Origin of the sequence: Paenibacillus jepli (assembly GCF_047238105.1) — a bacterium.
Classification (GTDB): domain Bacteria; phylum Bacillota; class Bacilli; order Paenibacillales; family Paenibacillaceae; genus Paenibacillus_D.
Window position 1 is genome coordinate 6964710 of the sequence record NZ_JBDFMD010000001.1, and the last position, 23744, is coordinate 6988453.

The window sequence follows — 23744 nt, forward strand, 5'->3', positions numbered from 1 at the left end:
CAGCCCGCCTTTGATCTATGGGTAGTCAGCTGGTGTAAGCTGTCCTTCCATTATATCCGGCATAGGCGCACAAGATCAAATAAGAATAAAACCTCCAATTTGACACCCAAAAGGACCTCATGGATACTCAGTCCTGCTTCCGTTCGCCAAGCTGGCGAATCATCGTTTTCAGCTCGCTCACCTCGCTGCGAAGCGCTTTAATCTGGTCTTCCTGATCACCTTGCTGTTCTTTGCCGTGGTCGCTGGACCTGTCCAGGTTGGTGACGATAACACCGATGATCAGATTCATGACGATAAAGGAGCCGAAAAAGATGAACAGGACAAAATATATCCAGGCCCACGGGAGCTGTTCTACAAGGGGCCACATAATGCCGCTTGCCCAAGATTCCAATGTAATCACTTGAAAAAGGGAAAGCAAGGTAAGATGGAGACTTCCGAAATATTCTGGAGAAACCGTGCTGAACAGCATCGTCCCCGTAACGGCGAAAATGTAGAATAGAATCGACAGCAAGAAGGCGATATGCGTCAATGAGGGCAAAGTGAGCAGCAATGCGGTTACGATGCGCCGAAGTGCGGGCAATACTGAGATGGCTCGAAGGACTCTCAGCACGCGCAAGACACGGAGCACTGTAATAAATGAACTGCCGACAAACAGATGCCCGCTGGCCACAATGACAAAATCGAAGATATTCCAGCCGTCTTGAAAGAAAGCCCGTGTCGGCCTGCTTGCTACCATGCGCAGGATGATCTCCAGCGTAAATGCCCACAGCAGCAGCCAGTCCGCCCATTGAATCCAGGGGAAATAGGTATCATAAATATATGGGTAGGTCTCCAAACCGACCAGTATGGCATTTAATACGATGAGAATGATGACAATCGTAGTGAATCGGGGGTGTTCAACCCATTGTTTAACCGTCAATGTAGGGATAACCTCCTTTAGGCACGCGTCTTCGCCGGCGTTTTGCACCACCAAGAATCGTACCATAAGCGACGGAGGAAGAGAAGTCATGGGCACGGATTTGAACACGCATGAAAATGTAGCTATAATTAAAGAAAACAGTCGCTATTAGTGTCAACGTAATAGTAGAGGGAGCGCTATGTTGAACAACCAAAACGAATTGCTGACCACAGGAATGAATATTTTGCTTACAAACAGCCGCACTTTTTTTATCCCGATCAGCCGGCTGAACGGCGAGCTGCAGGAGGCGGTGGCATCCGCTTACCTGTGCATGCGGGCGATCGACGAGATCGAAGATCATCCCGAGATGCCGCGGGACAGCAAAGCTTATCTGCTGCGCCATGTCAGTGCCGCGCTGGGCACCGAAGAGCCGGAAGCGGAGCTGGATCGGCTGTTCGCGCCCTATGCCGAGGCGCTGCCGGAGGTAACGCTGCGACTCAAGGACTGGGTGCGGTTGAGTCCCGACTCGGCAGCTCCGCTAGTCAAGCAGAGTACGGCAGTCATGGCGTCAGGAATGGCTGACTGGGTGGACAAGAACTGGCTGATCCAGTCCAGGGAAGACCTGGACCACTATACGTATTGTGTAGCGGGTGCGGTAGGGGAGCTGCTATCCGACTTATGGCGATGGCATGACGGAACAGAGACGGACAGGGTGAAGGCGGTTGCTTTTGGACGGGGGCTGCAGGCGGTCAATATCCTGCGCAACTACGGAGAGGATGAGGAGCGGGGGGTCAGCTTCTTCCCGAACAATTGGACGCAGGAACAGATGTTCGAATATGCCCGCCACAACCTGCAAGAAGCGGATGCTTACGTGGAGGCGCTTAAGCCGGGCCAGATCCTCGAGTTCTGCACTATCCCGCTGGCACTTGCGCATGGGACGCTGGAGGCGCTAAGCAGCGGCGACGGCAAGCTCACGAGGGAACATGTGATGAGCATCGTCAGCCGGGTAAATGAGCATGGGATACAGTAATCCGCATAGATAAATGCAAATGGGGCAGTTCCAAGCGCCGCTTATCGGCGCGAGGGACTGCCCCTTTGACGTGCTGGGGTGCCTATGTTCGAGTGGACTGGTATAATCCCTCCAGGACACCGCGCCAGCCGTGGAGCTCAGACTCCAGTCTGACCGTCAGACGTTCAATGGATTCCTGCAACCGCGCCTTGTCCGCTGTGCTGACCTCTGCCAACAAAGGCGAGACCTCTGTTGCTGGAGCAGCAGCAGCTTCCAGTATACTGAGCAGCTGCTCGACCTGCATAAGCATGGGCGTAGACATCCCCTCATCACGGGCTGCCGGCTGCTGATCGGGTACAGACGCACGCGCAGCCGTATCCCGAATATCGCCGGGCTGAATATCGGGATAGACAATCTGGCCGACCGTTTCAGCAGGAGCTTCCATATCCCTAGCAGCTGTAGGTAGGGGTTCGTGAGCTAGAGGCGGTTCAGACGTCTTGGCAGCTTTGACAGATTTTGATCTGGGCTCGGCTGGCTTGGCCCGTTCGGCCCGGTTCTGATCATACACCGACCAGGTTTCATACAGCTCCCGACCGGATTTGTAGAGCAGCTTGTCCTTGGTCGAGGCCGAGATGTCTTTGGATTTGAAGAGCCGGACGATCTTCTTGATGTCGCTTACCGGCATCTCGTCGCGCGCCATGATGAGGGCGAGCGGATCCCGGTGCTCCAGCGGCAGATCCTTGAGCGGCAGCAGCTGATCCTCGGTGAGCTTGTCTTTGCGGATGGCAGTGCCGCTGACGACGAGCTTTTTGACCGGGGCGCCGAATTTGAGCAGCTCGCATTTGTTTTTGATATAAGCCTCGGGCTTGCCCAGCTTGCTGGAGAGGTACTTGACCGAGCTGCTGAACTTGGGGTCGTTCAACAGCTTGTCGAAGGCTTCTGCCTCCTCGATCGGGGAGAAGCCCTCGCGTGTGAGGTTCTCGGCGATCTGCTCGAGATAGATCTCCTGATCGGTGGCAGCCTCGGAGATGATACAAGGGATGCTGGCCCGTCCCAAAGCCTGGCAGGCTTTGTAGCGCCGGTTGCCGTAGATGATCTTGTACCGGTCCTTGCCTGCCTCGCGAACCTTGATCGGAGAAAGCAGGCCAAGTTCTTCGATGCTTTTCATAAGCTCCTGGAGAGCCTCCTCATCGAACTGGTAGCGGGGCTGATCTTTGTCTTCCTCTATTTTTTCGATAGGCAAATCTACTATGTTCATTCGGTATCGTCTCCTGTCGTTGATAGTCATGTCCGGCCAACCGTCCGACCGCAGTCCTCTGCTCCTCTATTATAGCGCAACCTGCCGCCATATAAGCAAGTCACTTTGGAGAGAGAGCGGCCTGCTTCAGAAGATTAGAATTCGGAAGAGATGATTAATTCCTCTTCATAAACGAGGATATTGCTTCCGTTTCTCGTATGTTTAGTAGTGCGACCAACGTTTGAAGGGAGAAAGATGACACCATGAACAACGAAACCAGCACCTCGGGAGTCCGCAATTTTACGCTATCCAGCGATATCTTTCAAAGGCCGGACCTCGATATTTACTCGCAGATGATGTATTTTGTACTGAGCTCATACGCCACGGATGCTGGCATGCCTGTGCTCAAAGACGTTGCGCGCAAAGGCCGGATGACCATCAAAGAAGCGATCTCGGCCATGCAGCGCTTGGTTGAGCTCAAGCTGGTGCCGCACAAGCTGTTCCGTCAAATGGTGGGAGAGTTCCAGGATGACCGCTTGTCCTGGGCGGCGAAGGGCTTGCTGACGTACTGCAAATCGCAGGACAATGTCAGCATCAGCGGTCTGCTCGAGATGTCCGACCAATCCGGAGAGGACGAGCAAAGCATCCGCAAAGCACTGTTGGAGCTCAGAGAGCACGGCTATCTCGAAGAATATCCCGCACTCAGTCGGCTGGCAAGCGGCAGCTGAGTGGAGCAGCAATCAAAATAAAGGACTGGTACCCTTCTCTATCGCATCGACGAGAAGGGCGCCAGTCCTTTTTCATGTATTCCTAGAAGATTGGTGAAAAAGCGCCGGAAGTGGGGCGGAATTGTCCTGGAGAAGGGCGTATGCTTTCGAAGTCGCTTTCTTGCAGAAAGCGTTGAAGCGTTCGCCTTGGTTCCCGGAATTCAACCTCATCCAGAGGTTATGATTCAAGAATTCTGGGAACCACAGCGATCGGAAGGACGATCCGCACAACGTAGGCCTAATTTTCACCACGCTTCTAGAAAGGAAAGAACAGCGGCAACAGCGGCACGATGATGACACCGAGCGCCAACTGGATAGGCAATCCCAGCTTGACATAATCCTTGAATGTATAACGCCCGGCGGTCATGACCAATGCATTGGGCGGAGTGGAGAATGGAACGGCAAAGCACATGCCGGCAGATAGAGATACTGCAAACATAAACGGTACCGGACTGACCCCGATACCCACCGCTGCTGCGAGAGCGATCGGGGCGAATAGAACTGCACAGGCTGTATTGCTGATGAACAATGTCAAGATGGAAGTCGTAAAGTAAATTCCCGCAAGCAGTACCATCGGCCCTAGACTGCCGAGACTTTCGACCAATTGCGTGGAAAGTAGAGAGGCCGCACCGGTATTCTCAAGCGCGATCGACATCGGGATCATGCCGCCGATGAGTACGATGCTTTCCCAATTGACTGTCTTGTAGGCGGCTTCCATGCTGCGGATACAGCCGGTGACGATCATCAGGACCGCCGCGATCATCACCGAGATGACCGCAGGGAACACCTCGACGATCATCAGGACCACCATCAGCAGCATGATCGCAGCCGCGATGGGCGCTTTGCTGCTCATCGGGACAGCGGCGGCCGCCTCAAGCGGTTGTCCGACGACGACGACTTCGCTGTGCTCCCGGGCAAGCCGGTTGATGCTCTTCCAGCTGCCCTGGACGAGCAAGGCATCGCCGAAGCGGATTTTCTCATCCTTCAGCTGATGCAGCTTGTAGTCTTCTTTGCGGCGGATGCCCAGCACATTGATTCCGTAGGTTTCCCTGAACCCGGTATCCTTGACGAGCTGGCCGATCAAGCCGGAGTCGGGAGGCAGCAGCAGCTCGGCGATCCCGATCTCGCTGGAGACATAAGGGGCGGATTGCTGCGGCACGGTCTGCTCGGCAGTCTTGGCATCCAGCAGCAGCAGCTCTCCAGATGCGGCCAGCGATTCCACCTGCGCGAATTCGCCATACACGTAGACGATATCCTGTGCTTGAAGCACGGTGGATGGTCCTGCGGATTGCTGGTCCAGCGTCTTGAAGAACGGGTTGCCGCCGGAAGTGCGGCGCCGAAGTTCAATAATATGTACATGGTACTCGTTAGTGATATCCAGCTCCCGCAACGACTTGCCGATCATCGGCGAAGCTTCGCTGACCTGCATTCGGAACAGATTCTGCGCCAGCTGGTACCGCTTCTCCAGTTCAGCAGGGGAGCGTCCCTGTCCAGCCCCGCCTCCAGCATCCGCTTTTGTTTTGGGAAGGAGCAGCTTGCCCAGGACGACGATAAGTACAGTTCCGGCTGTCAGCGCGACCAGACCGATCGGAGTATAGGAGAAGAACGACAGCTCGCCGTAGCCGTTGCTCATCAGCGTCTCCCGGATGACGATATTAGGCGGCGTACCGATCAGGGTGAGTGCGCCGCCGAGACTGCTGGCGAAGGCCAGCGGCATCAGCAGGCGGCCGGGACTGATCCCGGCGCCGGCAGCCAGGCTGACGACGATGGGCAGCATGACGGCGACTGTCCCCGTGTTGCTGACGAACCCGCCCATCAGGGCAGTCGAGAGGATGACGGTGATGAGCAGCCGTGTCTCGCTGGTGCCGGAGAGCTTCAACAGCTTGCCGCTGGCGATCTTGGCCAGACCGGTCTGGAAGATGCCGCCGCCTACGATGAACAGTCCGATCATCATGATGACTACGGAATTGGAGAAGCCGGAGAGCGCTTCACCAGGCGACAATATGCCAAGTGTGACCAGCAGGATCAGAGCGCAGACGGCGACCAGATCGGAACGGACTTTGCCGCTCATGAACAGGGCAGCCGCCGCCGCGAGGATGACGAGGGTATAGATCATGTCTGAATTCATAGCTTGCTCCTTCAATATATTTCTACTTTCAACTATAGCATGGCAGCCACGCGAAGAACATAGCCCTACAGTTAATGATATTAATTAAAGACATTAATTACGGACTCTGCGTGCAGGTCAACCGCTTCGAACGCTGGACAACGCCGATCAGAATTGGTGGCACAGAAACTTTCCCGCCATAGCTGCGTACTAGATACCAATGTAACATAACGGAGGTAGGGTTGTGGTTACGCAGCTTTGGAGGAAGGAGAGGACACGAATGCCTCAGATCTTGAAGGGGTTGGCCTGGGCGGCCGCAATCGCCGGAGGCTTGCTAACCCTGTTTCTTTTTATTATCGCAGAGAGTCCGATATGGTTGAACTTGCTGGTATTGTTGCTCACGCTGATCATAGTCGCAATTCTCTCAGCGCTGGCACATCTCGTCGAGCTCGCCGAGCACAATGCGGATATGCTGTCAGCTATAGCCCGCGAGACGGTGCCCCGGGAGAAGAGCCGGCCGGCCATCGGCAATTCCCGGATGAAGCGCCTGGATGAAGTGAAGGATTATACGTTCAAATCCAAGGATTGAGCAGGTCTTGGGCGAAACGTCTCACGTGAGTTGTGTAAAAGGGCGGCTTCGGGGGTAATCTATTCCAGACGCTATCATGAGAAGGAGTGGATACCATGGCCATGGCATTTCTGGAAGCCATCCAAAAACGTCGCAGCATCTACGGCATCAGCAAGGAACAGGTAGGAAGCGACAGCGAACTGAAGAATATTCTCGAAGAAGCGCTGCTGCATACCCCGTCAGCCTTTAACTCGCAGAGCGCGCGTATTGTACTGCTGCTCGGCGAGCAGCATGACAAGCTATGGGAGATTACGACGGAGACGCTGCGCGCCGTCGTGCCGGCAGATCAGTTCTCCTCTACGCAAGAGAAGATGGATGCCTTCAAGGGCGGATACGGCACCGTGCTGTTCTTCGAGGATCAATCGGTAATCCAGGGCATGCAGCAGCAATACGTTACCTACCAGGACCGCTTCCCGACCTGGTCGGAGCAATCGTCCGGGATGCACCAGTATGTCGTCTGGACCGCGCTTCGACTGCACGGGTACGGCGCATCGCTGCAGCATTACAATCCGCTGATCGATGAACAGGTGGCAGCGGAGTGGGATCTGCCGGAGACCTGGAAGCTGATCGCCCAGATGCCGTTCGGCAAGCCGACCGCCGAGCCGGGAGAGAAGTCTTTTCAGTCGGTGGAGTCAAGGTTCAAAGTGTTCGAATAATCGTTGCGACCGTGTGCGGTTACGCACACGGTTTCTTTTGGAATAAATCCAGATCCGCTAAACGGTGCACGGACTCCTGTTTTTCCTCACGCCCAGATTGCGTTATAATGTGCAGGTGACGGGAAATATCTTGCAAGGAGGTCCTCACTATGCGTCGTTTATTACATATGATCGAATCCAAATCCATGGACCGCGCGTCGCTGCAGCGGCTGTTCGAGAGCGCATCGATGATGGAGCCGATAGCGAACACTGGCGGTTCGCTGATCCGCTCCGACAAAATCATGTGCTCGCTGTTCTTTGAAGCCAGTACCCGTACCCGGCTATCCTTCGAGTCAGCCATGTACCGTCTGGGAGGGCGGGTTATCGGCACGGAGAACGCCGCCGCATTCTCTTCGGCTATCAAAGGCGAGACGCTGGAGGACACGATCCGTGTCGTCTCCGGCTATTGCGATCTTATCGTCCTGAGACATACGGAAGTCGGCGCTGCCCACCGCGCTGCCGGCGTATCCGGCGTGCCGGTGATCAATGCCGGCGATGGCTCTGGTGAGCATCCGACCCAGGCGCTTCTGGACCTGTATACGATCCAAAAGGAACGCGGCGAGATCGACGGGATTCATATCGCGATGATCGGGGATCTGACCTATGGCCGGACGGTTCACTCTCTAAGTTATCTGTTGGCCAATTACGATCAGATCCGGATCACATTCATCGCGCCTCCCAACGCGCGCATCCCTGATACCGTCAAGCGTTATCTCGACGAGAAAGGCGTCAGCTATGAAGAGACCGGTGATCTGCTGGGTGCCGCATCCAGGGCAGACGTCTTTTATCAGACACGGATCCAGAAGGAACGCTTCCCATCCATAGAGCAGTACGAGCTGGCTGCCGGCAAGTACATCATCGACCGGCCGCTGCTGGAGCAGATGAGGCCGGACGCGCTCATCCTGCATCCCCTGCCCCGGGCTGGCGAGATTGAGACGGACGTGGACAGCGACCCGCGCGCCGCTTATTTCCGGCAGGCACAGAACGGATTGTATATCCGCATGGCACTGATCAACCAGTGTCTCGAAGGCGAAAGTCAATGATGAAGGGAGCGTGACTGCAAGATGAGCAGACAAGCCGATGCGGCTCATTGGAGAGAGAAGGTTATCCGACTGTTGACAGAGCAAGGCGTACATCCTATCGATCAAGTGGAAGATGCGGACGCCAGCGACCAGCATGCAACCGGGGGGAACGAGCAGCATGAGATGGCCTCACTGATCGATCACACCCTGCTCAAACCTGATGCTACTCGCGAGGAGATCGTCCAGCTGTGCAACGATGCCAGGATGTACCGGTTTGCTGCAGTATGTGTCAACGGCGCCTGGACATCGCTCGCTGCGGAGCTGCTGCATGAGAGCGGAGTGGGCGTAGCGACAGTGGTCGGATTCCCGCTGGGGGCGGTGTCGACCAGAGTCAAAGTATATGAATCGCTGCTTGCAATCGATGCGGGCGCAACCGAGCTGGACATGGTGATCCACGTTGGTGCGTTGAAATCCGGTCTGCTGGCTGCTGTTTATAAGGATATCCGCAGCGTTGTCGAAGCGGCAGCGGGGAGGGCGCTCGTCAAGGTCATCCTGGAGACAGGATCGCTGACAGAAGAAGAAAAGATCACTGCAAGCATCATCTCCGATCTGGCGGGTGCCGACTTCGTCAAGACGTCGACAGGCTTCGGACAAGGCGGGGCTACCGCCGAGGATGTCGCGTTGATGGAGGCGTACACCGGCAGCCGGGTCAGGGTCAAGGCTTCCGGAGGGGTCCGTACGGCGGCAGCGGCAGCGGCGATGATCGCAGCCGGCGCCAGCAGGCTCGGTACGAGCTCCGGCGTGCAGATCGTCAGAGGCGGCGAAGGCCAGGGCTACTGACTGGCGTTGTGTCATGCAGCAAAATAAAAGCGTCCCGTTCGCGTTGTAACGCATGCGGGACGCTTGTTTGCGTTATTTTTTCACTTTTCCGGTAATCGCCGACGGATCGGTCACTTTTCCCATATTGATCTTCACATAGATATACGAACCGTCAACCTGCAGCTTGAACAAGCCGCTGTCAAATTCGGTATGAAGATCTTTGAAGAATACGCCTTCACGAACGTCTTTGCCAGTCGGTGTCTCGCTGAGCTGGAACGTATCGCCGCTGCGGACGAGATAACTCTTGACCCCGAGCTCATGCGTTTCTTCCAGCTGATCATTCGATCGCTTCACGGCTACGATATGGATGTCGATCGCGCCTACCCGGTTGAGCAGATGGTTGACGAGGGAGCCTTTGGTCATCTGCTGCCACAGCGTTTGTCCGGACTGGCCGAGGATCAGCTGCGTGATATTTTTCTTTTCTGCGACTTTGATGATCGTATCCGCAATCTTTCGGTCCTTGCACTCGATGTTGATGAATTCGCCGCCAGCTTCCTTCACTAGCCGTTGCCAGACAGATAAATAACGGACTTCATCCATGTCCAGCTCTTCGTCAGGCACGGTGTCTACGCGCAGCACGTACAGTGGACAATGCAGCAGCTGCGAGAGCCGTATCCCCCTTTTAATCAGCCGTTCTCCGGTTGGTCCATAATACACACATACCATTATACTCTCTGTAGTCATTGAATCGAAATGTCTCCTTTCGGGCCGCCTTTGTCCTCTAAGTTACGCTATTTTGCAAGCAATTTCAAATGGTGTCCGCCAATTTATACGAATTTGTCAAAAAAAAGGCGAAGTTACACCTGATTCCCGACATTTTACCCCGGTATCCGGCTAGTGAAACAGATGGGAACGCTTGGTTTTTTACGAAAACAGGTTGTGATTGATAAAGATTCTCATTATAATGACTATGAAGAAAGAAGGATAGAGCGTTTTCCTCGGAAAGGACCTGTACAATGAGAAGAATCCTCCTGATTGAAGATGAGAAAAATATGGCCCGGTTTCTTGAGCTCGAGCTTCGGCATGAAGGTTTCGACGTCGCCGTCGTTTACGACGGCAGGACCGGACTGGAGACTGCGCTGGGCGAGCGGTGGGATCTGATCCTGCTTGATCTCATGCTGCCGGGTATAGACGGCCTGGAGATCTGCCGGCGTCTGCGGGCGATCAAACGGACCCCGGTTGTCATGATCTCCGCCAGAGACGCCGTGGCGGATCGGGTGTCGGGTCTGGATATCGGAGCAGACGATTATGTACCCAAGCCTTTTGCGATGGAAGAGCTGCTCGCGAGGATCCGGGTCGTGTTCCGGAGGCAGGAGGAGGATCAGGAAGCGCTTGTCTTCCACGAGCTGCGGATGGAGCTGGGCGCAAGAAGCGTCAAGCGGGGCGGCGAGACGATCGAACTGACCAAGCGGGAATACGATCTGCTCGCCGCTTTTATGCAGCATCCGGGCCGCGCCCTCTCGCGGGAGATGCTGCTGGATAAGGTATGGGGGCTGGACGCAGAGGTCGATGCCAACGTCATCGATGTCTATGTCCGTTACCTGCGCAACAAGATCGACCCGCCGGACGCGACGGACAGCTACATCCAGACCTTGCGCGGGATCGGATACATCTTAAAGCGATGAGCAAGCTGAGCAGACGACTAGGTGCGGTGCGACTGCCGATCCGCTGGAAGCTGACGGCCGGCTCGGCATTGATGCTGATCATCATTTTTGCTTGCTATCATATCGTGCTATATATGGCTATAGAACAATCAATGAGCTCGCGCCACGAGCGGTCGATGCGCGCAACCATGGCTACGGTGCTCAACCATATCCTGGAGCGGGAGATCGGCTTCATGGAGGCTGAGCTCGCTGGTCTGGGCCAGGCTCTCGGCCATATGAATGAGCGAGATCAACTGATCCGTATCGTAAGCCAGGAGGGAATGGCTGTGGCGCTGGTGACCCATGGCGTGCCGGAGGAGGCGGGTGCCGGGGCCGTGACTTCTGAGACGGATCTGTCGATCCATACGGAAGACGGATCCCGATACATGGTGCTTGCGGCGCCGATCGTCATCCATGCCTTCCAGGGAACGGTTGAGATCGTCAGGGTGACGGATGAGTCGATGCTGCTTATCCGCAGCGTCGGGCAAGTGATGCTCTATACCGGTATTGGCGCCGTATTGCTTAGCGCGCTTGGCGGAGCATGGCTCTCCGGCCTGCTGCTGAGGCCGCTGCGCGCGATGGCGACGACCATCCGCAAGGTGCGCCAGGAGGGGTGGCAGGAGAGGATGCCTGTAACCGGCAGCAGAGATGAGATGGATACGCTGATGCTGATGTTCAATGAGATGATGGACGATGTAGGACGCTCGTTTGACCGGCAGCGCCAGTTCACGCAGGACGCCTCACATGAGCTGCGTACGCCGATTGCTATCGTCGAAGGTCATCTGAGCATGCTGCGACGCTGGGGCGCATCGGATCCGGAGGTGCTGCAGGAATCGCTGAAGGCTTCGGGAGAAGAGATCGCGAGACTCCGCAGGCTGGTCGAAGAGCTGCTGACACTGACTCGAATCGAGGAGCTGCCGCCGGAGCGGGGCCATGGACTGGAGGATGCCGGAGCAGCCTTGGAGAGCATCCTTCACAAGGTGCGGGACGTGTATCTGTCCCATCCGCTCGAATTAACCGCTGCCGGCCTGAACGGCTTGTCGCTGACGATCACCGGAGAGCATCTGGAGCAGCTGCTGATCATCCTCCTGGACAATGCGGCCAACTACTCTCCAGCCGGCAACCCGATCCGGATCACTTGCTCCGGTGAAGCGTGGGGGATGCAGCTGGAAGTGGCCGATCAAGGCATCGGGATCTCGGAGGCCGATCTGCCATTTATCTTCGATCGCTTCTACCGTGCAGACAAAGCGCGCAGCGGCGATATGCGGGGGACAGGGCTCGGTCTGTCGATTGCGAAGCGACTGACAGAGCAGGCAGGCGGCTCTATCATCGCGCGCAGTGAAGAAAGCAAGGGGACATCTGTTATTGTGAAGCTGCCGCGGCAGCAGATCACGGACGGGTCAATGGACAGGGGGAAGAAGGCATGATCAAACGCAAGGTCATCTCATGGGCTGCCGCAGCTCTGCTAACAAGCATACTTGCGGGGTGCGGAACAGGCATGGGAGCGGAGGGGGAGACAGTCACCGTCTATACATCGCGCCATTACGCGGCAGATCAGGCGCTGTACGCAGCTTTTACCGAACAGACCGGGATCCGTGTGACTGAGGTCAAGGGGACCCCGCAAGAGCTGATGGAGCGGTTGCGGCACGAAGGCGAGTCGACGGGCGGCGATCTGTTCGTCACTGTCGATGTAGCTGCGATGGCCCAGGCCAAGCGGGACGGCATCCTGCAGCGTGTCCAGTCTGCGGCGATCGAGGAGCAAGTGCCCGCCCGCTGGCGTGACGCAGATGGACAATGGGTCGGGCTGGCGGCCAGAGCCAGAGTGATCGTCTATGACCGGGAGCGGGTGGATCGAGACCGGCTGCGCACCTACCGGGATTTGGCGGATGAGCAATGGCGCGGGCGGGTTGTCATGCGTTCGTCGGCTAACCAGTACAATCTGTCGCTGATGGCCTCGATGATCGGCCAGGAAGGGGAGGACGCGGCCCGGGAATGGGCTGAGGGCATCGCCAGCAATCTTGCTGGCGCACCGGCAGGAGGTGACCGCGAGCAAGCGCTCTTATTGGCTGATGGAGTCGGAGACGTGAGCCTCATGAACACGTACTATATTGGCCAGATGCTCGCTTCCGAGCACCGCGAGCAGCGTATCGCTGCCAGCAGACTTGGGATTGTATTTCCGGATGCGGCGAGCGGAGGCACCCACGTCAATCTGAGCGGCATCGGTCTGCTGAAGCATGCTCCCAATCCTTCCGGGGCGACCAGGCTGATCGAGTTCATGACCAGTCAGGAAGGACAGTCGATGCTCAGTGCACTCAGTTATGAGTATCCCGTACATCCGCTGGCAGACATGCCGACTGTCCTGCGGGAATGGGGAGAGCTGCAGCCCCAAGCGCTGGATTATGACCTGCTCGGCGAATTGCAGGTTGAAGCGGCGGCGCTTGTGGAAGGGACCGGATGGGATTGAGATAGCGTTAGCGCAAATTTCTTGGTTTCTCACAGCAAATTCTCATTTTCGTTAGCTATACTGGGATATGAGATCACAAGCGTTGATAACGATACTCATTATCAAAAAGGTTGAGAATGAGAATTAACCTCATCTTGAATGAGTGGTACGGAGCGCTGAGAACAATCAAGGAGGCATCTAGTTATGCAAGCTAGTTGGAAAAAATGGTACATAGCAGTCGGGATCATCCTGACGCTCGCACTCGTCGCCGGATGCGGAGGCGGCAGCGGCAACGGCAATGGAAGCAATACTCCGCAAGAGCCGGCGGCTCAATCCGCGGCAGGCGCCGCTGACACGCCAGCGCCAGAAGAGACGCAAACCGGGGGAGAAGTCAATATCTACACGGCCCGTCATTACGATGTGGATGCGCAGCTCTATGAAGCATTTACGGCGGAGACAGGCATCAAGGTCAATGTCATCGAGGGCAAGGCGCCCGAGCTGATCGAGAAGCTGAAGCGCGAAGGCGCAAGCACGCCGGCCGATCTGTTCATCACCGTGGACGGGGGGATCCTCAATACGGCCAAGGTGGAAGGACTCCTGCAGCCCATCGCCTCGGATGTCATCGATGCGCAGGTGGGAGCCGGTCTGATGGATGCAGACAAAGAGTGGATCGGTCTCTCGACCCGGGCACGCGTCATCGTCTACGCCAAGGATCGGGTCGATCCGGCGGAGCTGTCCACCTACGAAGCGCTGGCGGAAGACGAATGGCAGGGCAGAGTGCTGGTGCGTTCCTCCACCAACCTGTACAACCAGTCGCTGCTCGCGTCGATGATTGCTCTGGAAGGCGAAGAGGCTGCCGAGCAGTGGGCAGCCGGCATCGCGGCCAATCTGGCGCGCGAGCCGGAAGGCGGCGACCGCGACCAGGCCAAAGCTGTCGTAGCCGGCGCCGGCGACGTCGCGATTATGAATACGTACTATGTCGGACAGATGAGCGTCTCTGACGATGCGGAAGAGAAGAAGGTAGCGGAAGCGGTAGGCGTCTTCTTCCCGAACCAGGAGACGACAGGTACGCATATCAACATCAGCGGCGCCGGGCTCATCAAGCACAGCAAGAACAAGGACAACGCTGTCCGGCTGCTGGAGTTCCTGACCGCGCCTGAAGCGCAGGAGAAGATCTCGCAAGCCAACTTTGAATTTCCGGTGAATCAGCAGGCAGAGCTGCCGGAGCTGCTCGCCAGCTGGGGCGAATTCAAACGACAGGAACTCGATTTCGCCGTATACGGGGAGAACAATCCGAAGGCGGTCGAGATCGCAAACAAGGCAGGCTGGAAATAAGACATGCAGCTTCAACGCAGATACCGATTCATACGGAAATATACGAACGTCTGGGTAATCGCAAGTACGATCGGGGCAGCAGTCATCCTGCTGCCCATTCTCTATGTGATGTCCGGTCTGCTCCGACCGGTCAATGATAACTGGGCAGCCGTCAAGGCTTATCTCTTGACCGACTATGTGATCGGTTCGGCGAAGCTCGTGTTGACGACTGGGGGGCTGGCTACGCTGATCGGCGTGCTCCTGGCATGGCTGGTGGTGGGCTACACCTTCCCGCTGCGCCGCTTCTTCCGGTGGGCGCTCCTGCTGCCGCTTGCTGTGCCGCCATATATCGCCGCTTATACTTATGGCACGATGACCAGCTATACCGGGATTATCCAGTCGACATTGCGCAACCAGTTTGACATCCGTCTGCCTCACGGTATGATCGAGCTCAGTTCGACACGGGGAGCGGTCTTTACCCTGACCTTGTTCCTGTATCCCTATGTGTTCCTGCTCATGCGCACGTACCTGGAGAGACAGAGCGGCTCCTATATCGAGAATGGGAGACTGCTCGGACGCAGCGGGCCGGGGTTGTTCCTGCGGGTCGTGCTGCCGCTCGCCCGGCCGGCGATCATCGCCGGTCTCATGCTGGTCACCTTTGAAGTGCTGAGCGACTATGGCGTCGCCAGCTACTTCGGCGTCCAGACGATCTCGACCGCGATCTTCCAGACGTGGTTCGGCATGTACGATATCGATTCGGCGATGCGGCTGGCGGCCTGGCTGCTGGTCATCATCGTCGCTATCTTCATCGCCGAGCGACTGCTCCGACAAGGCCGGCGCTATGGCGCTCTCAGCAGCCGCAGCAAGCCGCTGCAGCCTGTCAGACTGCAAGGTCTGGCAGCGGTCTCGGCTACAGCACTCTGCACGCTTGTATTCGTCCTGGGGTTCTTGCTGCCTGTGGGGCAGCTTGTCCAGTGGTCGTCCTGGACTTACAGCAATGTATGGCGCGGTGATTTTGCGGAGCTGATCCTCAACACGCTGACCGGTGCCGCTTGGGCAACCTTGATCGTCATGGCGCTCGCTGTGCTGTCTGCCAAGAGCGTGCGGATGCTGGCGCATACCGGAGCCTACGCGCTATCGCGGCTGATGACAGCCGGCTACGCGATTCCCGGTGCGATTATAGCGATCGGAGTATTGGCTGTGTTTATCGGCCTGGACGAGCTGCTCTCGCCGCTGTATGTCTGGCTGGGCAGGGAAGCGGGAGCGCTCATACTTAGTCTGTCGCTGGCTATGCTCCTTGCGGGGTATGTCGTCCGTTTCATGGCCACGGGCTACAATGCCGTCGAGGCCGGCTATGACAAAATCCCCCGTTCGTATACCGAAGCGGCACACACGCTTGGACACAAACAGGGGAGCGCCTTTCGGAGGGTCGAGCTGCCGCTGCTCAGGAATGCGATACTCTCCGGCTTCGCTTTAACCTTTATCGAGATCGTCAAGGAGCTGCCGCTTACGTTGCTGTTGAGACCATTTAACTTTGATACGCTGGCGACCCGGGCTTATATCTATGCGATTGATGAACGCATCTACGAGGCGGCGCTGCCGTCGCTGCTGCTGGTCGGGTTAAGCCTGTTGTCCGTGTTTATCGTACTGCGTGTGGAGAAAGGGAGGAGACGATGAGCAAGCTTGTCATACAGGGTTTGACTTACCGCTATGAGCGACAGCGGCCCCGAATCCTGGAAAATGTGTCCATGACCATGAACCACGGCGAGATCGTCGGCATCCTGGGGGCCAGCGGCAGCGGCAAGAGTACGCTGCTGCGCCTGATAGCCGGACTGGAGACGCCCGAGCAGGGGGAGATCCGCCTCGGCGACCGTCTGTTGTCCGGCGCGCAGACCGAGTTGGCGCCGGCCGAGCGCAATGTAGGGATGGTCTTCCAGGATTATGCCTTGTTCCCGCATCTAAAAGTTGCGGACAATATCGCCTTCGGTCTGCACCGGCTTAGCCGCAGCGAGCGCAGAAGCCGCGTAGCAGAGATGCTGGAGCTGACCCGGATGGCGGAGTACGCCAGGCGTTATCCCCACGAGCTGAGCGGCGGTCAGCAGCAGCGGGTCGCGCTGGCCCGGGCCTTGGCGCCGGGTCCGGAGCTGCTCCTGATGGACGAACCGTTCAGCAGTCTGGATACCGCGCTCAAGCAGTCGATCCGCAGTGAGTTAAGGGCTATCCTGCAGAGCAGCGGCATCTCTTGTCTGCTCGTCTCGCATGACGAGGAGGATGTGGCGGCGATCTGCGACCGGACATTGCGTGTAGCAGACGGGCAATGGCTGGAAGGTACGGCAGCGGTCGCCGAAGAGGGGCGGGAGACATCCGCCGGGCGTCCGGCGGGAAGGGTTTCCGTACAGGTATGAGCGTCTCGTCCTATGACAAAGAAAGCCTCCACAGCTTAGTTGTGGAGGCTTCTGTCTGTATTCGGCTGTTATCTGCTGCCAGACACAGGCGGGTGAATGATGCTGACCGAGCGGTCGGCGGCAGACCAGTGCACTTGGGCGCCGAGCGCTTCGCTGACGAAACGAAGCGGCAGATAAGAGACGCCTTGGATAATGAATGGCTGTGCCGGGAGCGTGACCGGCTGATCCCCCATGATCACTTCGCCGCTGTTATAGCGGATCTGGATCTGAACGGCGTCACCGGCGGCATCGGCATCGCGGCTGATCGCCACCTCTTTCGTGTCATGATTCCACACCAGGCTGGCGCCGAGCTGCTCGAAGACGGAGCGCAGCGGGATGAACGCCTGATCGCCGCGCAGGATGGCGCCGCTGCTGAGCGGCACCGGCTCATTGTTCAAGCTCACCGTAATCGGCTTGTGCATCTGCACAGGGCGGTTGTACATGAACTCGAAGTCCCCGACACCGAGCTCGGCCCATTTGTTGACGCCCCAGCCCCAGAGGCTGCCGTCTGACTTCTCGAAGATGATATGTCTGCCGCCGGCTTCTACGCTGCGCACATTGTCTGATAGCAGCTCGAATTTGGCATTAGCCGGCATCGATTCTCGATAAAGGGACGTGTGGTAGAGCTCTCCCTGCTCGGTCAACGCAAACAAGGTGCGTTCAGCGATATAGGCCTCCCGGACATTGGACAGCTGAGAGAAGCGTATCGGCGTCGGCTGCTCATGCAGCGTGGTACCGTCGGAGACGCCGGTAACGGTCCGTCCCCAGAACCAGAGGGCGCCCTCGGTGTCAACGGCCAGATTGCCGAAGTAAAAGGTGTCGAACGAGCGCAGGCTCTTATTGATCGGGACCCGGACGGCTGGCGCGCCGGCTGATACGGAAGCTTCTCGCGTGCGGATGTTCCATGTATGAAGTTCGCCGTTTCTTGTCAACGCATAATAGCCCTCAAGCTTCGTGGCATCCTCGATGCCGGGAATACGGGCGAGCTCGGCACCCTGTGTCGTTGTGAGGCCACGCCATACCGAACCATCTGTCTTGAGGACGACCAGCATTCGATCGTATCTTGTGCCGTTCCATTCTTCGTATATGCTGACTTGGTCAACATCCTCTATTCCTGGCAGCGGAGTGCTCGACTGCAGAGCGGAAAGCGTGATACTGTACTCGCGGTTGGGGATAAGATGCAGCCGATTTTTTCCATCAACGACCAGCAATAGATCAGGCCTGATGAGCACCTGCTTCAGGTTGTCCAAATGGGGAAGGGCGGTCAGCTGGGGCTGCTGCCCGGCCTTCAGGGAATCGGCATACTGTACGGTGCCGTCGGCCAGCTGGATCAGGGAATTCACATAATACATCGATCCGTTACGGTCTTGATCACGACCAAAGTTATAAACGGCTGCGACATTCCCCAATCCGTGGATCTGGACTGGCACGGGCTGCAGACTGCCCCATGTCCAATATGTACCGTCCTGCTTGATCAATGAGTGGTCCGTGTAGCTGCGATAACCGGGGGCGGTCTCAGCCGCTGCCGAGCCGGCGAAGATCGATAGCGCCAATCCTACTGTCAGGCATGTCCTCGTCCATGGGTGTTTCACTAGTGCATCGCTCCTTGAGATCAATTGGATGGAAGAACAGGATTTACCATGCGAAGGTATAGACGCAAGGCTCACTGCAAAAGTTCCGCGTTAGGGGGCATTTTTTTTGCAAATGTCAGCCGCCCGCGCTACACTGTTAGAAATACTGATGATCGTCCGCCAGGCGGGCGGCCGGCTTGAAGGAAGGAACCGATGAAAAATCTGCTGGTGACGGGCTACCGAGCCCACGAACTGAATATTTATGACGACAAGCATCCCGGTATCTCCTTTATCAAGCAAGCCATCGAAGCGAGGCTGATCCCGCTGGTCGAGGATGGGCTGGAATGGGTGCTGACGCCCGGTCAATACGGCGTGGACCTGTGGGCGTGCGAGGTCGTCATCGGGATGCGCAGCACGTACCCTCACTTGAAGGTTTCGATTCTGGCGGCGTACGAGAACCCGGAGGCGAACTGGAAAGAGGAGAAACAGACGTACTACAGGGAGTTGGTGAAGGAGGTCGATTATTACGGGCTGGTGAGCCGGCAGCCTTACCAAGGGACATGGCAGCTATCCGCTCGCGACGACCTGCTGATGCGCAAGTCGGACGGCATCCTGCTCTTTTATGACGAGGAACGGGGAGAGGCTAGTCCCAGGTTCATCAAGCAACGGGCGTGGCGCAAGCATGAACGGGACGGCTACGGCTATTATCTGATTACGGCAGAGGAAGTGCAGAGCCTGGCCGACGAAGCGCATTGGAACAGCTACCAGGAGTAGCAGCTGTTCCATTAATAGCGCTTGCAAGCCGCCCCTGGAAGCTCTTGCTCAGGACGGTTTGTCGCCGGCCTGGTTGCGCTGGACCCGGCGCATCCGGGTAAAAGCGATGATGACGCTGATCATCATGGCGACGAACGCATAATTCTCCGCCGTCTCCGGCGTCATCCCGAAGGCAAGGATACATAGGGAGGACACGGCATTATAGACGAAGAAAGCTACCGCGAGCAATAGAATAGGTCGCATAAAATTATATTTTCTCATCTGACATACGCTCCAATTCTCGATGATTCCGGCGGACAAATCCTCCGGAGACAGATTCCGTTCCTCCTTTAAAGGTACCTTAAATCGCCGGAGGTGACAACAACATTCCTGAATTTACTTGACATCGCTTGCCAGAATGAAGTATAAAATAAGCTAATCATATGCACGAATATCATGGATCGGGATAGTACATCATGGCTGAGAGTCGCAGCGAGCCGGGGCAGGTGGGAATCGGTACGGAAGCCAGGATGGAACGGACCCGTGAGATGGTCTGCCGAAATCGCAGTAGGCAGATCCGGCAAGGCGCCGTTACAAGCCCTGGAGTGGACAGACGTGATCGGCTGTCACTTAGAGTGGTACCGCGGGAGGAATAGCTCTCGTCTCTATGTTTATGGAGACGGGAGCTTTTTTATTTTCTATAGGAGGGTTGGCTTATGAACAATATGACCGAGCATATCGCCGCTGCGTTAGCTGGGCACATGGAGGGTGTTGACGCGCAGCAGATTGAGGGGATGCTTGAACTTCCTGCAGATCCGGGACATGGCGACTTATCGCTGCCTTGCTTCAAACTGAGCAAGCAGCTGCGGCGCCCGCCTCAGCAGATCGCCGATAAGTTGGCAGGTATCCTGAAGGATGAGTTCATCGTCGAGGCGCGCGCGGTATCCGGGTATCTCAACATTTATTTGAATCGGGAACGGTTTGCCGTTAAGCTGCTGGAAGAGATGGAGGGGATGGGAGCCGCCTATGGCTCCGCAGATGCCGGTAACGGCCAGACGGTCGTTATCGATTACTCTTCGCCCAATATCGCCAAGCCGTTTCACATCGCCCACTTGCGCTCTACTGTGATCGGCCAGTCACTCTACCGGATCCTCGCGTTCAGAGGCTATACATGTGTCGGAGTCAATCATCTGGGTGACTGGGGGACGCAGTTCGGCAAGCTGCTCGCTGCTTACGAGCATTGGGGAAACGAAGACCGCATTGCCAGCGGCGGGATGGAGGAGCTGCTGCGGCTCTATGTCCGCTTCCATGAAGAAGCCGAAAGCGCTCCAGAGCTGGAAGAGGAAGCGAGAGCATGGTTTGTACGTCTGGAAAAGGGAGAGCCTGCGGTTCGTGATCGCTGGAAATGGTTTGTGGAGATCAGTCTGGAAGCCTTCCAATCCATCTATGAGCTGCTTGGCATCCGCTTTGACGCCTATACGGGAGAAAGCTTCTACAACGAGAAGCTGAACGCAGTGCTCCAGCAACTGAAGAAGCAAGGACTGCTGGAAGAAGATGACGGCGCTCAGGTTGTCCGCCTGGATGAATATAGCATGCCGCCGGTGCTCATGCTCAAGTCTGACGGCAGCTCGCTGTATCCGACCAGAGACATCACGGCGGCGATATACCGCAAGCATCGCTACAACAGCAGTAAGCTTATTTATGTGACGGATTACTCCCAAAGCCTGCACTTCCAGCAGTGGTTCAAAGTCATCGAACGCATGGGCTGCGACTGGGCAGACGAGCTGGTGCATGTTCCATTCGGTAGGATCAGCTTCCAGGGAGAGGGGCTATCGACAAGAAAGGGCAATGTAGTCCGTCTGGAGGACGTGCTGCGCCAAGCGGTGCACAAGACGGAGACAATCATGGCAGCGAGAGATCCGCAGATGACAGACGAACGGAGAATAGCTGCCAGGGCCGTAGGCGTGGGGGCGGTGATATTCCATGATCTGAGCCGCAGCCGGATGCATGACGTGGCCTTCGACTGGGAGCATGTGCTTAACTTTGAAGGGGAGACGGGACCTTATGTGCAATATACCTTTGCCCGAGCCTGCCGTTTGCTGCAGAGAGCGGGCAATGAGAGAAGAGGTTCAGCGGACGAACAGGTGAAAAGTAATGAAGAGCCTGCCGCGCATTTGACCGACGAGTCGGCATGGGTGCTGCTCAAACTCCTGCAACGGTTTCCAGAGCGGATCGCTCAGGCGGAGCACAAGCTGGAGCCTTCCATTGTGAGCAGAACGCTAATCGAGCTCGCCCAGGCTTTCAACCATTTTTATCATCATTGCCCGGTCTTCACGGCGACGGGCGCCGTCAGAGAAGCAAGGATCCGGCTGGTACGGGCGACAGCCCGCACGCTGAAGACCGGACTCTACCTGATCGGTCTCGCGTCGCCGAAAGAGATATAGCTGCTGGCGCTCAAGTCTCGAGCAGCACCTTGCCGGTATCCGACACGTCGTACCCGGCGATCGCAGCGAGCTCGCGGCGGAACTCCGGCGAGCGCAGGACTGCCAGCACGTTTTCCTGCCATGCTGTCCGTCCCGGCTGCTTGCGCATAACCAGATCGTAACGTTCGGTGATCAGGGGAATGAAGGTGACGGCGTCGCCGATGATGGCAGCCGCCTTCTCGATGCCGATCCCGACATCGGCCAGGCCTTCGGCGACACGCGCGGCAACGGCGAGATGACTGGGCTGCTCCTCGTCATAGCCCTGGAGCGCGCGACGGTCGATCCCGTGCAGGCGCAGCTGCTCATCGAGCAGGACGCGCGCGCCGGCGCCGCGCTCACGATTGAGGAGCTTTAGCCCCGGCTTGGCCAGGTCGGCCCAGCCGGTTAGCGACTTGGGATTGCCGCGGGCGACATATAGACCCGCCTGGCGCGCCAACAGATGCACGACAAGATAAGCGTCGTTGACCAGGATACGTCGGATATAGGGAAGATTGTACTCGCCGGTATCACCGTCCAGCAGATGGGTGCTGACGATATCGCTCTCGCCGCGGTAGAGCGCGAGCAGCGAGTCCAGACTGCCTACGTAGCTGCGCAGCGGACGCAGCTGGGGCGCTGCTTTGGCCAGATGCGCGGCCAGGATGTCCAGGCTGACATCCTGGCCGGTGATAACGAGCGAACCGGCTGGCTGCGTGCCAGCGGGGGGCATGTCCTGAGTCGGGGCGCCGGATGCTGGACTCGGCAGCCGGGTCCGCTGCTTGTAAGCCTCCAGATCCGAAGCATCCACCCGCATCTGCTTGCCTACTTTATAGGAAGGCAGGTCACCTTTTTTGATCAGATCATAGACGGTCAGCTTGGATACTTTCAGCAGCTTGGCGATTTCCTCCGTCGTATAGGACATTCCCTGCTCCATGTTGCCGAAGCACTTCCTTTCAGTTAAGATAATGATGTTTAGTTATGTTTGATTATAACCAATTATATCTTGAAAGGTAAGTGATCGCGTGAAAGCGGTGAGGACCAGAAGCATCGGAGGGATGGTGACCGTTATGCTGCTCGCCATCGTCATCCTGTTGGCGGGCTGCGGGGCAGATCCGGATAACGGCAATACCGGTACAGATACAGGCGGAGCTTCCGGGCAGACGGAGACGGATAATCAGATGACCGTGGAGCTGACCATATCTGCGGCCGCAAGCCTGAAGGATGCGCTGATGGAGCTGCAGAAGCAGTTTGAGGCTGACCACGACAATATCAAGCTTCTGTTTAACTTTGCCGCTTCCGGTGCGCTGCAGCAGCAGATCGAGCAGGGGGCGCCCGCCGATCTGTTCATCTCGGCCGCGCCGAAGCATATCAGTGAGCTGGTGCAGAAGGGCATGATTAAGGGGAACAATTATACCGATCTGCTCAAGAATGAGCTGGTCGTCGTCGTCCCCGCGGATCAACAAGCGGTGACGGAGCTGGTGGATCTGCAGAGCGAGCCCGTGCGGCACATCGCGATTGGCATACCGGAGAGCGTTCCGGCAGGCGAGTATGCCAAAGCCGCGCTGGAATCGGCCGGGCTGTGGGAAGCGTTGCAGCCCAAGCTCGTGCAGGCCAAGGATGTACGGAGCGTGCTGCAATACGTCGAGACCGGCAATGCCGACGCAGGCTTCGTCTACCGTACGGATGCACTCTCGTCAGATCATGTGAAGATTGCCTTTGCAGCGGAAGAACGTGCGTATCCCCCGGTCATTTATCCGATGGGCTTGATTGCCGGGAGCAGCCATCCCGAGCAGGCCCGGGCGCTCTATGATTATCTGCAGACGGATGGCACAGTGGCGATTTTTGAGAAGCATGGGTTCGGATCCGCATCATGAC

At 57.1% G+C, this 23744-nt stretch carries 22 protein-coding genes and 1 other annotated feature; of the genes, 15 read left to right on the forward strand and 7 right to left on the reverse strand.

Annotated features, from left to right (window positions below; genetic code table 11):
- Positions 1–127: 127 nt before the first annotated feature.
- Positions 128–919, reverse strand: coding sequence for an ion transporter (locus ABC336_RS29870; protein ID WP_413242134.1), 792 nt, complete (start codon positions 917–919; stop codon positions 128–130).
- Between the two features lie 178 nt (positions 920–1097).
- On the opposite strand from ABC336_RS29870, the gene ABC336_RS29875 reads away from it, so the two are divergent.
- On the forward strand, positions 1098–1928 hold the full coding sequence (locus tag ABC336_RS29875; protein WP_413242135.1) for a squalene/phytoene synthase family protein: 831 nt from the start codon (positions 1098–1100) through the stop codon (positions 1926–1928).
- A gap of 82 nt (positions 1929–2010) precedes the next feature.
- Here the strand turns inward: ABC336_RS29875 and ABC336_RS29880 are convergent, their stop codons facing one another.
- Positions 2011–3165, reverse strand: coding sequence for a ParB/RepB/Spo0J family partition protein (locus ABC336_RS29880; RefSeq protein WP_413242136.1), 1155 nt, complete (start codon positions 3163–3165; stop codon positions 2011–2013).
- Between the two features lie 242 nt (positions 3166–3407).
- Here ABC336_RS29880 and ABC336_RS29885 point away from each other — a divergent pair, with 242 nt between their 5' ends.
- Positions 3408–3872 carry a hypothetical protein gene (locus ABC336_RS29885; protein ID WP_413242137.1) on the forward strand — a complete coding sequence of 155 codons (465 nt, stop codon included), beginning with the start codon at positions 3408–3410 and terminating at the stop codon, positions 3870–3872.
- 295 nt (positions 3873–4167) lie between these two features.
- On the opposite strand, the gene ABC336_RS29890 is transcribed toward ABC336_RS29885, so the two are convergent.
- The gene (locus ABC336_RS29890; RefSeq protein WP_413242138.1) at positions 4168–6039 is read right to left on the reverse strand and encodes an SLC13 family permease; all 1872 of its coding nucleotides are present in this window, start codon (positions 6037–6039) and stop codon (positions 4168–4170) included.
- A 259-nt stretch (positions 6040–6298) separates the two neighbouring features.
- On the opposite strand from ABC336_RS29890, the gene ABC336_RS29895 reads away from it, so the two are divergent.
- The 4 genes from ABC336_RS29895 to deoC all read left to right on the forward strand — a co-directional run bounded on the left by ABC336_RS29895 (position 6299) and on the right by deoC (position 9203).
- Entirely contained in the window at positions 6299–6607 is a 309-nt protein-coding gene (locus ABC336_RS29895) for a hypothetical protein (protein ID WP_413242139.1), read from the forward strand.
- Positions 6608–6702: 95 nt separating this feature from the next.
- The gene (locus tag ABC336_RS29900; protein WP_413242140.1) at positions 6703–7302 is read left to right on the forward strand and encodes a nitroreductase family protein; all 600 of its coding nucleotides are present in this window, start codon (positions 6703–6705) and stop codon (positions 7300–7302) included.
- A 149-nt stretch (positions 7303–7451) separates the two neighbouring features.
- Positions 7452–8384, forward strand: coding sequence for an aspartate carbamoyltransferase (gene pyrB, locus ABC336_RS29905; protein ID WP_413242141.1), 933 nt, complete (start codon positions 7452–7454; stop codon positions 8382–8384).
- Positions 8385–8546: 162 nt separating this feature from the next.
- Positions 8547–9203, forward strand: coding sequence for a deoxyribose-phosphate aldolase (gene deoC, locus ABC336_RS29910; protein WP_413242644.1), 657 nt, complete (start codon positions 8547–8549; stop codon positions 9201–9203).
- Positions 9204–9275: 72 nt separating this feature from the next.
- Here deoC and ABC336_RS29915 read toward each other — a convergent pair whose 3' ends face one another.
- A complete protein-coding gene (locus ABC336_RS29915) occupies positions 9276–9926 on the reverse strand; it encodes a universal stress protein (RefSeq protein WP_413242142.1) in 651 nt (216 codons plus the stop codon).
- 272 nt (positions 9927–10198) lie between these two features.
- Here ABC336_RS29915 and ABC336_RS29920 point away from each other — a divergent pair, with 272 nt between their 5' ends.
- The 6 genes from ABC336_RS29920 (at position 10199) to ABC336_RS29945 (ending at position 17047) form a co-directional block, all read left to right on the forward strand.
- Positions 10199–10867, forward strand: coding sequence for a response regulator transcription factor (locus tag ABC336_RS29920; RefSeq protein ID WP_413242143.1), 669 nt, complete (start codon positions 10199–10201; stop codon positions 10865–10867).
- Positions 10864–12312 carry a sensor histidine kinase gene (locus ABC336_RS29925; RefSeq protein WP_413242144.1) on the forward strand — a complete coding sequence of 483 codons (1449 nt, stop codon included), beginning with the start codon at positions 10864–10866 and terminating at the stop codon, positions 12310–12312. The genes ABC336_RS29920 and ABC336_RS29925 overlap by 4 nt, the downstream gene beginning before the upstream one ends.
- Positions 12309–13349: an extracellular solute-binding protein gene (locus ABC336_RS29930; protein WP_413242145.1), complete on the forward strand. Its 1041-nt coding sequence runs from the start codon at positions 12309–12311 to the stop codon at positions 13347–13349. The genes ABC336_RS29925 and ABC336_RS29930 overlap by 4 nt, the downstream gene beginning before the upstream one ends.
- 183 nt (positions 13350–13532) lie before the next feature.
- The gene (locus ABC336_RS29935; RefSeq protein WP_413242146.1) at positions 13533–14663 is read left to right on the forward strand and encodes a Fe(3+) ABC transporter substrate-binding protein; all 1131 of its coding nucleotides are present in this window, start codon (positions 13533–13535) and stop codon (positions 14661–14663) included.
- A gap of 3 nt (positions 14664–14666) precedes the next feature.
- A complete protein-coding gene (locus ABC336_RS29940; protein WP_413242147.1) occupies positions 14667–16319 on the forward strand; it encodes an ABC transporter permease in 1653 nt (550 codons plus the stop codon).
- On the forward strand, positions 16316–17047 hold the full coding sequence (locus tag ABC336_RS29945; RefSeq protein ID WP_413242148.1) for an ABC transporter ATP-binding protein: 732 nt from the start codon (positions 16316–16318) through the stop codon (positions 17045–17047). The genes ABC336_RS29940 and ABC336_RS29945 overlap by 4 nt, the downstream gene beginning before the upstream one ends.
- Positions 17048–17115: 68 nt before the next feature.
- Here the strand turns inward: ABC336_RS29945 and ABC336_RS29950 are convergent, their stop codons facing one another.
- Positions 17116–18678 carry a stalk domain-containing protein gene (locus tag ABC336_RS29950; protein ID WP_413242149.1) on the reverse strand — a complete coding sequence of 521 codons (1563 nt, stop codon included), beginning with the start codon at positions 18676–18678 and terminating at the stop codon, positions 17116–17118.
- A 192-nt stretch (positions 18679–18870) separates the two neighbouring features.
- On the opposite strand from ABC336_RS29950, the gene ABC336_RS29955 reads away from it, so the two are divergent.
- Positions 18871–19431, forward strand: a complete 561-nt coding sequence (locus ABC336_RS29955; protein ID WP_413242150.1) for an SLOG family protein — start codon at positions 18871–18873, stop codon at positions 19429–19431.
- A 48-nt stretch (positions 19432–19479) separates the two neighbouring features.
- Here the strand turns inward: ABC336_RS29955 and ABC336_RS29960 are convergent, their stop codons facing one another.
- The gene (locus ABC336_RS29960; RefSeq protein WP_413242151.1) at positions 19480–19692 is read right to left on the reverse strand and encodes a hypothetical protein; all 213 of its coding nucleotides are present in this window, start codon (positions 19690–19692) and stop codon (positions 19480–19482) included.
- 166 nt (positions 19693–19858) lie between these two features.
- Positions 19859–20080 (forward strand) — a binding site (T-box leader).
- Positions 20081–20126: 46 nt separating this feature from the next.
- Between ABC336_RS29960 and argS the strand changes: the two genes are divergently transcribed.
- Entirely contained in the window at positions 20127–21854 is a 1728-nt protein-coding gene (argS, locus tag ABC336_RS29965; protein ID WP_413242152.1) for an arginine--tRNA ligase, read from the forward strand.
- A gap of 10 nt (positions 21855–21864) precedes the next feature.
- Here the strand turns inward: argS and ABC336_RS29970 are convergent, their stop codons facing one another.
- Positions 21865–22803 (reverse strand): substrate-binding domain-containing protein, encoded by a 939-nt coding sequence (locus ABC336_RS29970; RefSeq protein ID WP_413242153.1) that lies wholly within the window; start codon positions 22801–22803, stop codon positions 21865–21867.
- 121 nt (positions 22804–22924) lie between these two features.
- Here ABC336_RS29970 and modA point away from each other — a divergent pair, with 121 nt between their 5' ends.
- Entirely contained in the window at positions 22925–23743 is an 819-nt protein-coding gene (gene modA / locus ABC336_RS29975; RefSeq protein WP_413242154.1) for a molybdate ABC transporter substrate-binding protein, read from the forward strand.
- Position 23744 lies beyond the last annotated feature (1 nt).

Excerpts from the sequence above, each read along its gene's own strand:
- ABC336_RS29940 (WP_413242147.1), top strand. The coding sequence starts at position 14,667 with ATGCAGCTTCAACGCAGATACCGATTCATACGGAAATATACGAACGTC.
- ABC336_RS29885 (WP_413242137.1), top strand. The coding sequence starts at position 3,408 with ATGAACAACGAAACCAGCACCTCGGGAGTCCGCAATTTTACGCTATCC.
- deoC (WP_413242644.1), top strand. The coding sequence starts at position 8,547 with ATGGCCTCACTGATCGATCACACCCTGCTCAAACCTGATGCTACTCGC.
- ABC336_RS29935 (WP_413242146.1), top strand. The coding sequence starts at position 13,533 with ATGCAAGCTAGTTGGAAAAAATGGTACATAGCAGTCGGGATCATCCTG.
- ABC336_RS29875 (WP_413242135.1), top strand. The coding sequence starts at position 1,098 with ATGTTGAACAACCAAAACGAATTGCTGACCACAGGAATGAATATTTTG.
- ABC336_RS29930 (WP_413242145.1), top strand. The coding sequence starts at position 12,309 with ATGATCAAACGCAAGGTCATCTCATGGGCTGCCGCAGCTCTGCTAACA.
- pyrB (WP_413242141.1), top strand. The coding sequence starts at position 7,452 with ATGCGTCGTTTATTACATATGATCGAATCCAAATCCATGGACCGCGCG.
- ABC336_RS29920 (WP_413242143.1), top strand. The coding sequence starts at position 10,199 with ATGAGAAGAATCCTCCTGATTGAAGATGAGAAAAATATGGCCCGGTTT.
- ABC336_RS29890 (WP_413242138.1), bottom strand. The coding sequence starts at position 6,039 with ATGAATTCAGACATGATCTATACCCTCGTCATCCTCGCGGCGGCGGCT.
- ABC336_RS29945 (WP_413242148.1), top strand. The coding sequence starts at position 16,316 with ATGAGCAAGCTTGTCATACAGGGTTTGACTTACCGCTATGAGCGACAG.
- ABC336_RS29970 (WP_413242153.1), bottom strand. The coding sequence starts at position 22,803 with ATGGAGCAGGGAATGTCCTATACGACGGAGGAAATCGCCAAGCTGCTG.
- ABC336_RS29900 (WP_413242140.1), top strand. The coding sequence starts at position 6,703 with ATGGCCATGGCATTTCTGGAAGCCATCCAAAAACGTCGCAGCATCTAC.
- ABC336_RS29955 (WP_413242150.1), top strand. The coding sequence starts at position 18,871 with ATGAAAAATCTGCTGGTGACGGGCTACCGAGCCCACGAACTGAATATT.
- ABC336_RS29925 (WP_413242144.1), top strand. The coding sequence starts at position 10,864 with ATGAGCAAGCTGAGCAGACGACTAGGTGCGGTGCGACTGCCGATCCGC.
- modA (WP_413242154.1), top strand. The coding sequence starts at position 22,925 with ATGGTGACCGTTATGCTGCTCGCCATCGTCATCCTGTTGGCGGGCTGC.
- argS (WP_413242152.1), top strand. The coding sequence starts at position 20,127 with ATGAACAATATGACCGAGCATATCGCCGCTGCGTTAGCTGGGCACATG.
- ABC336_RS29960 (WP_413242151.1), bottom strand. The coding sequence starts at position 19,692 with ATGAGAAAATATAATTTTATGCGACCTATTCTATTGCTCGCGGTAGCT.
- ABC336_RS29895 (WP_413242139.1), top strand. The coding sequence starts at position 6,299 with ATGCCTCAGATCTTGAAGGGGTTGGCCTGGGCGGCCGCAATCGCCGGA.
- ABC336_RS29880 (WP_413242136.1), bottom strand. The coding sequence starts at position 3,165 with ATGAACATAGTAGATTTGCCTATCGAAAAAATAGAGGAAGACAAAGAT.
- ABC336_RS29915 (WP_413242142.1), bottom strand. The coding sequence starts at position 9,926 with ATGACTACAGAGAGTATAATGGTATGTGTGTATTATGGACCAACCGGA.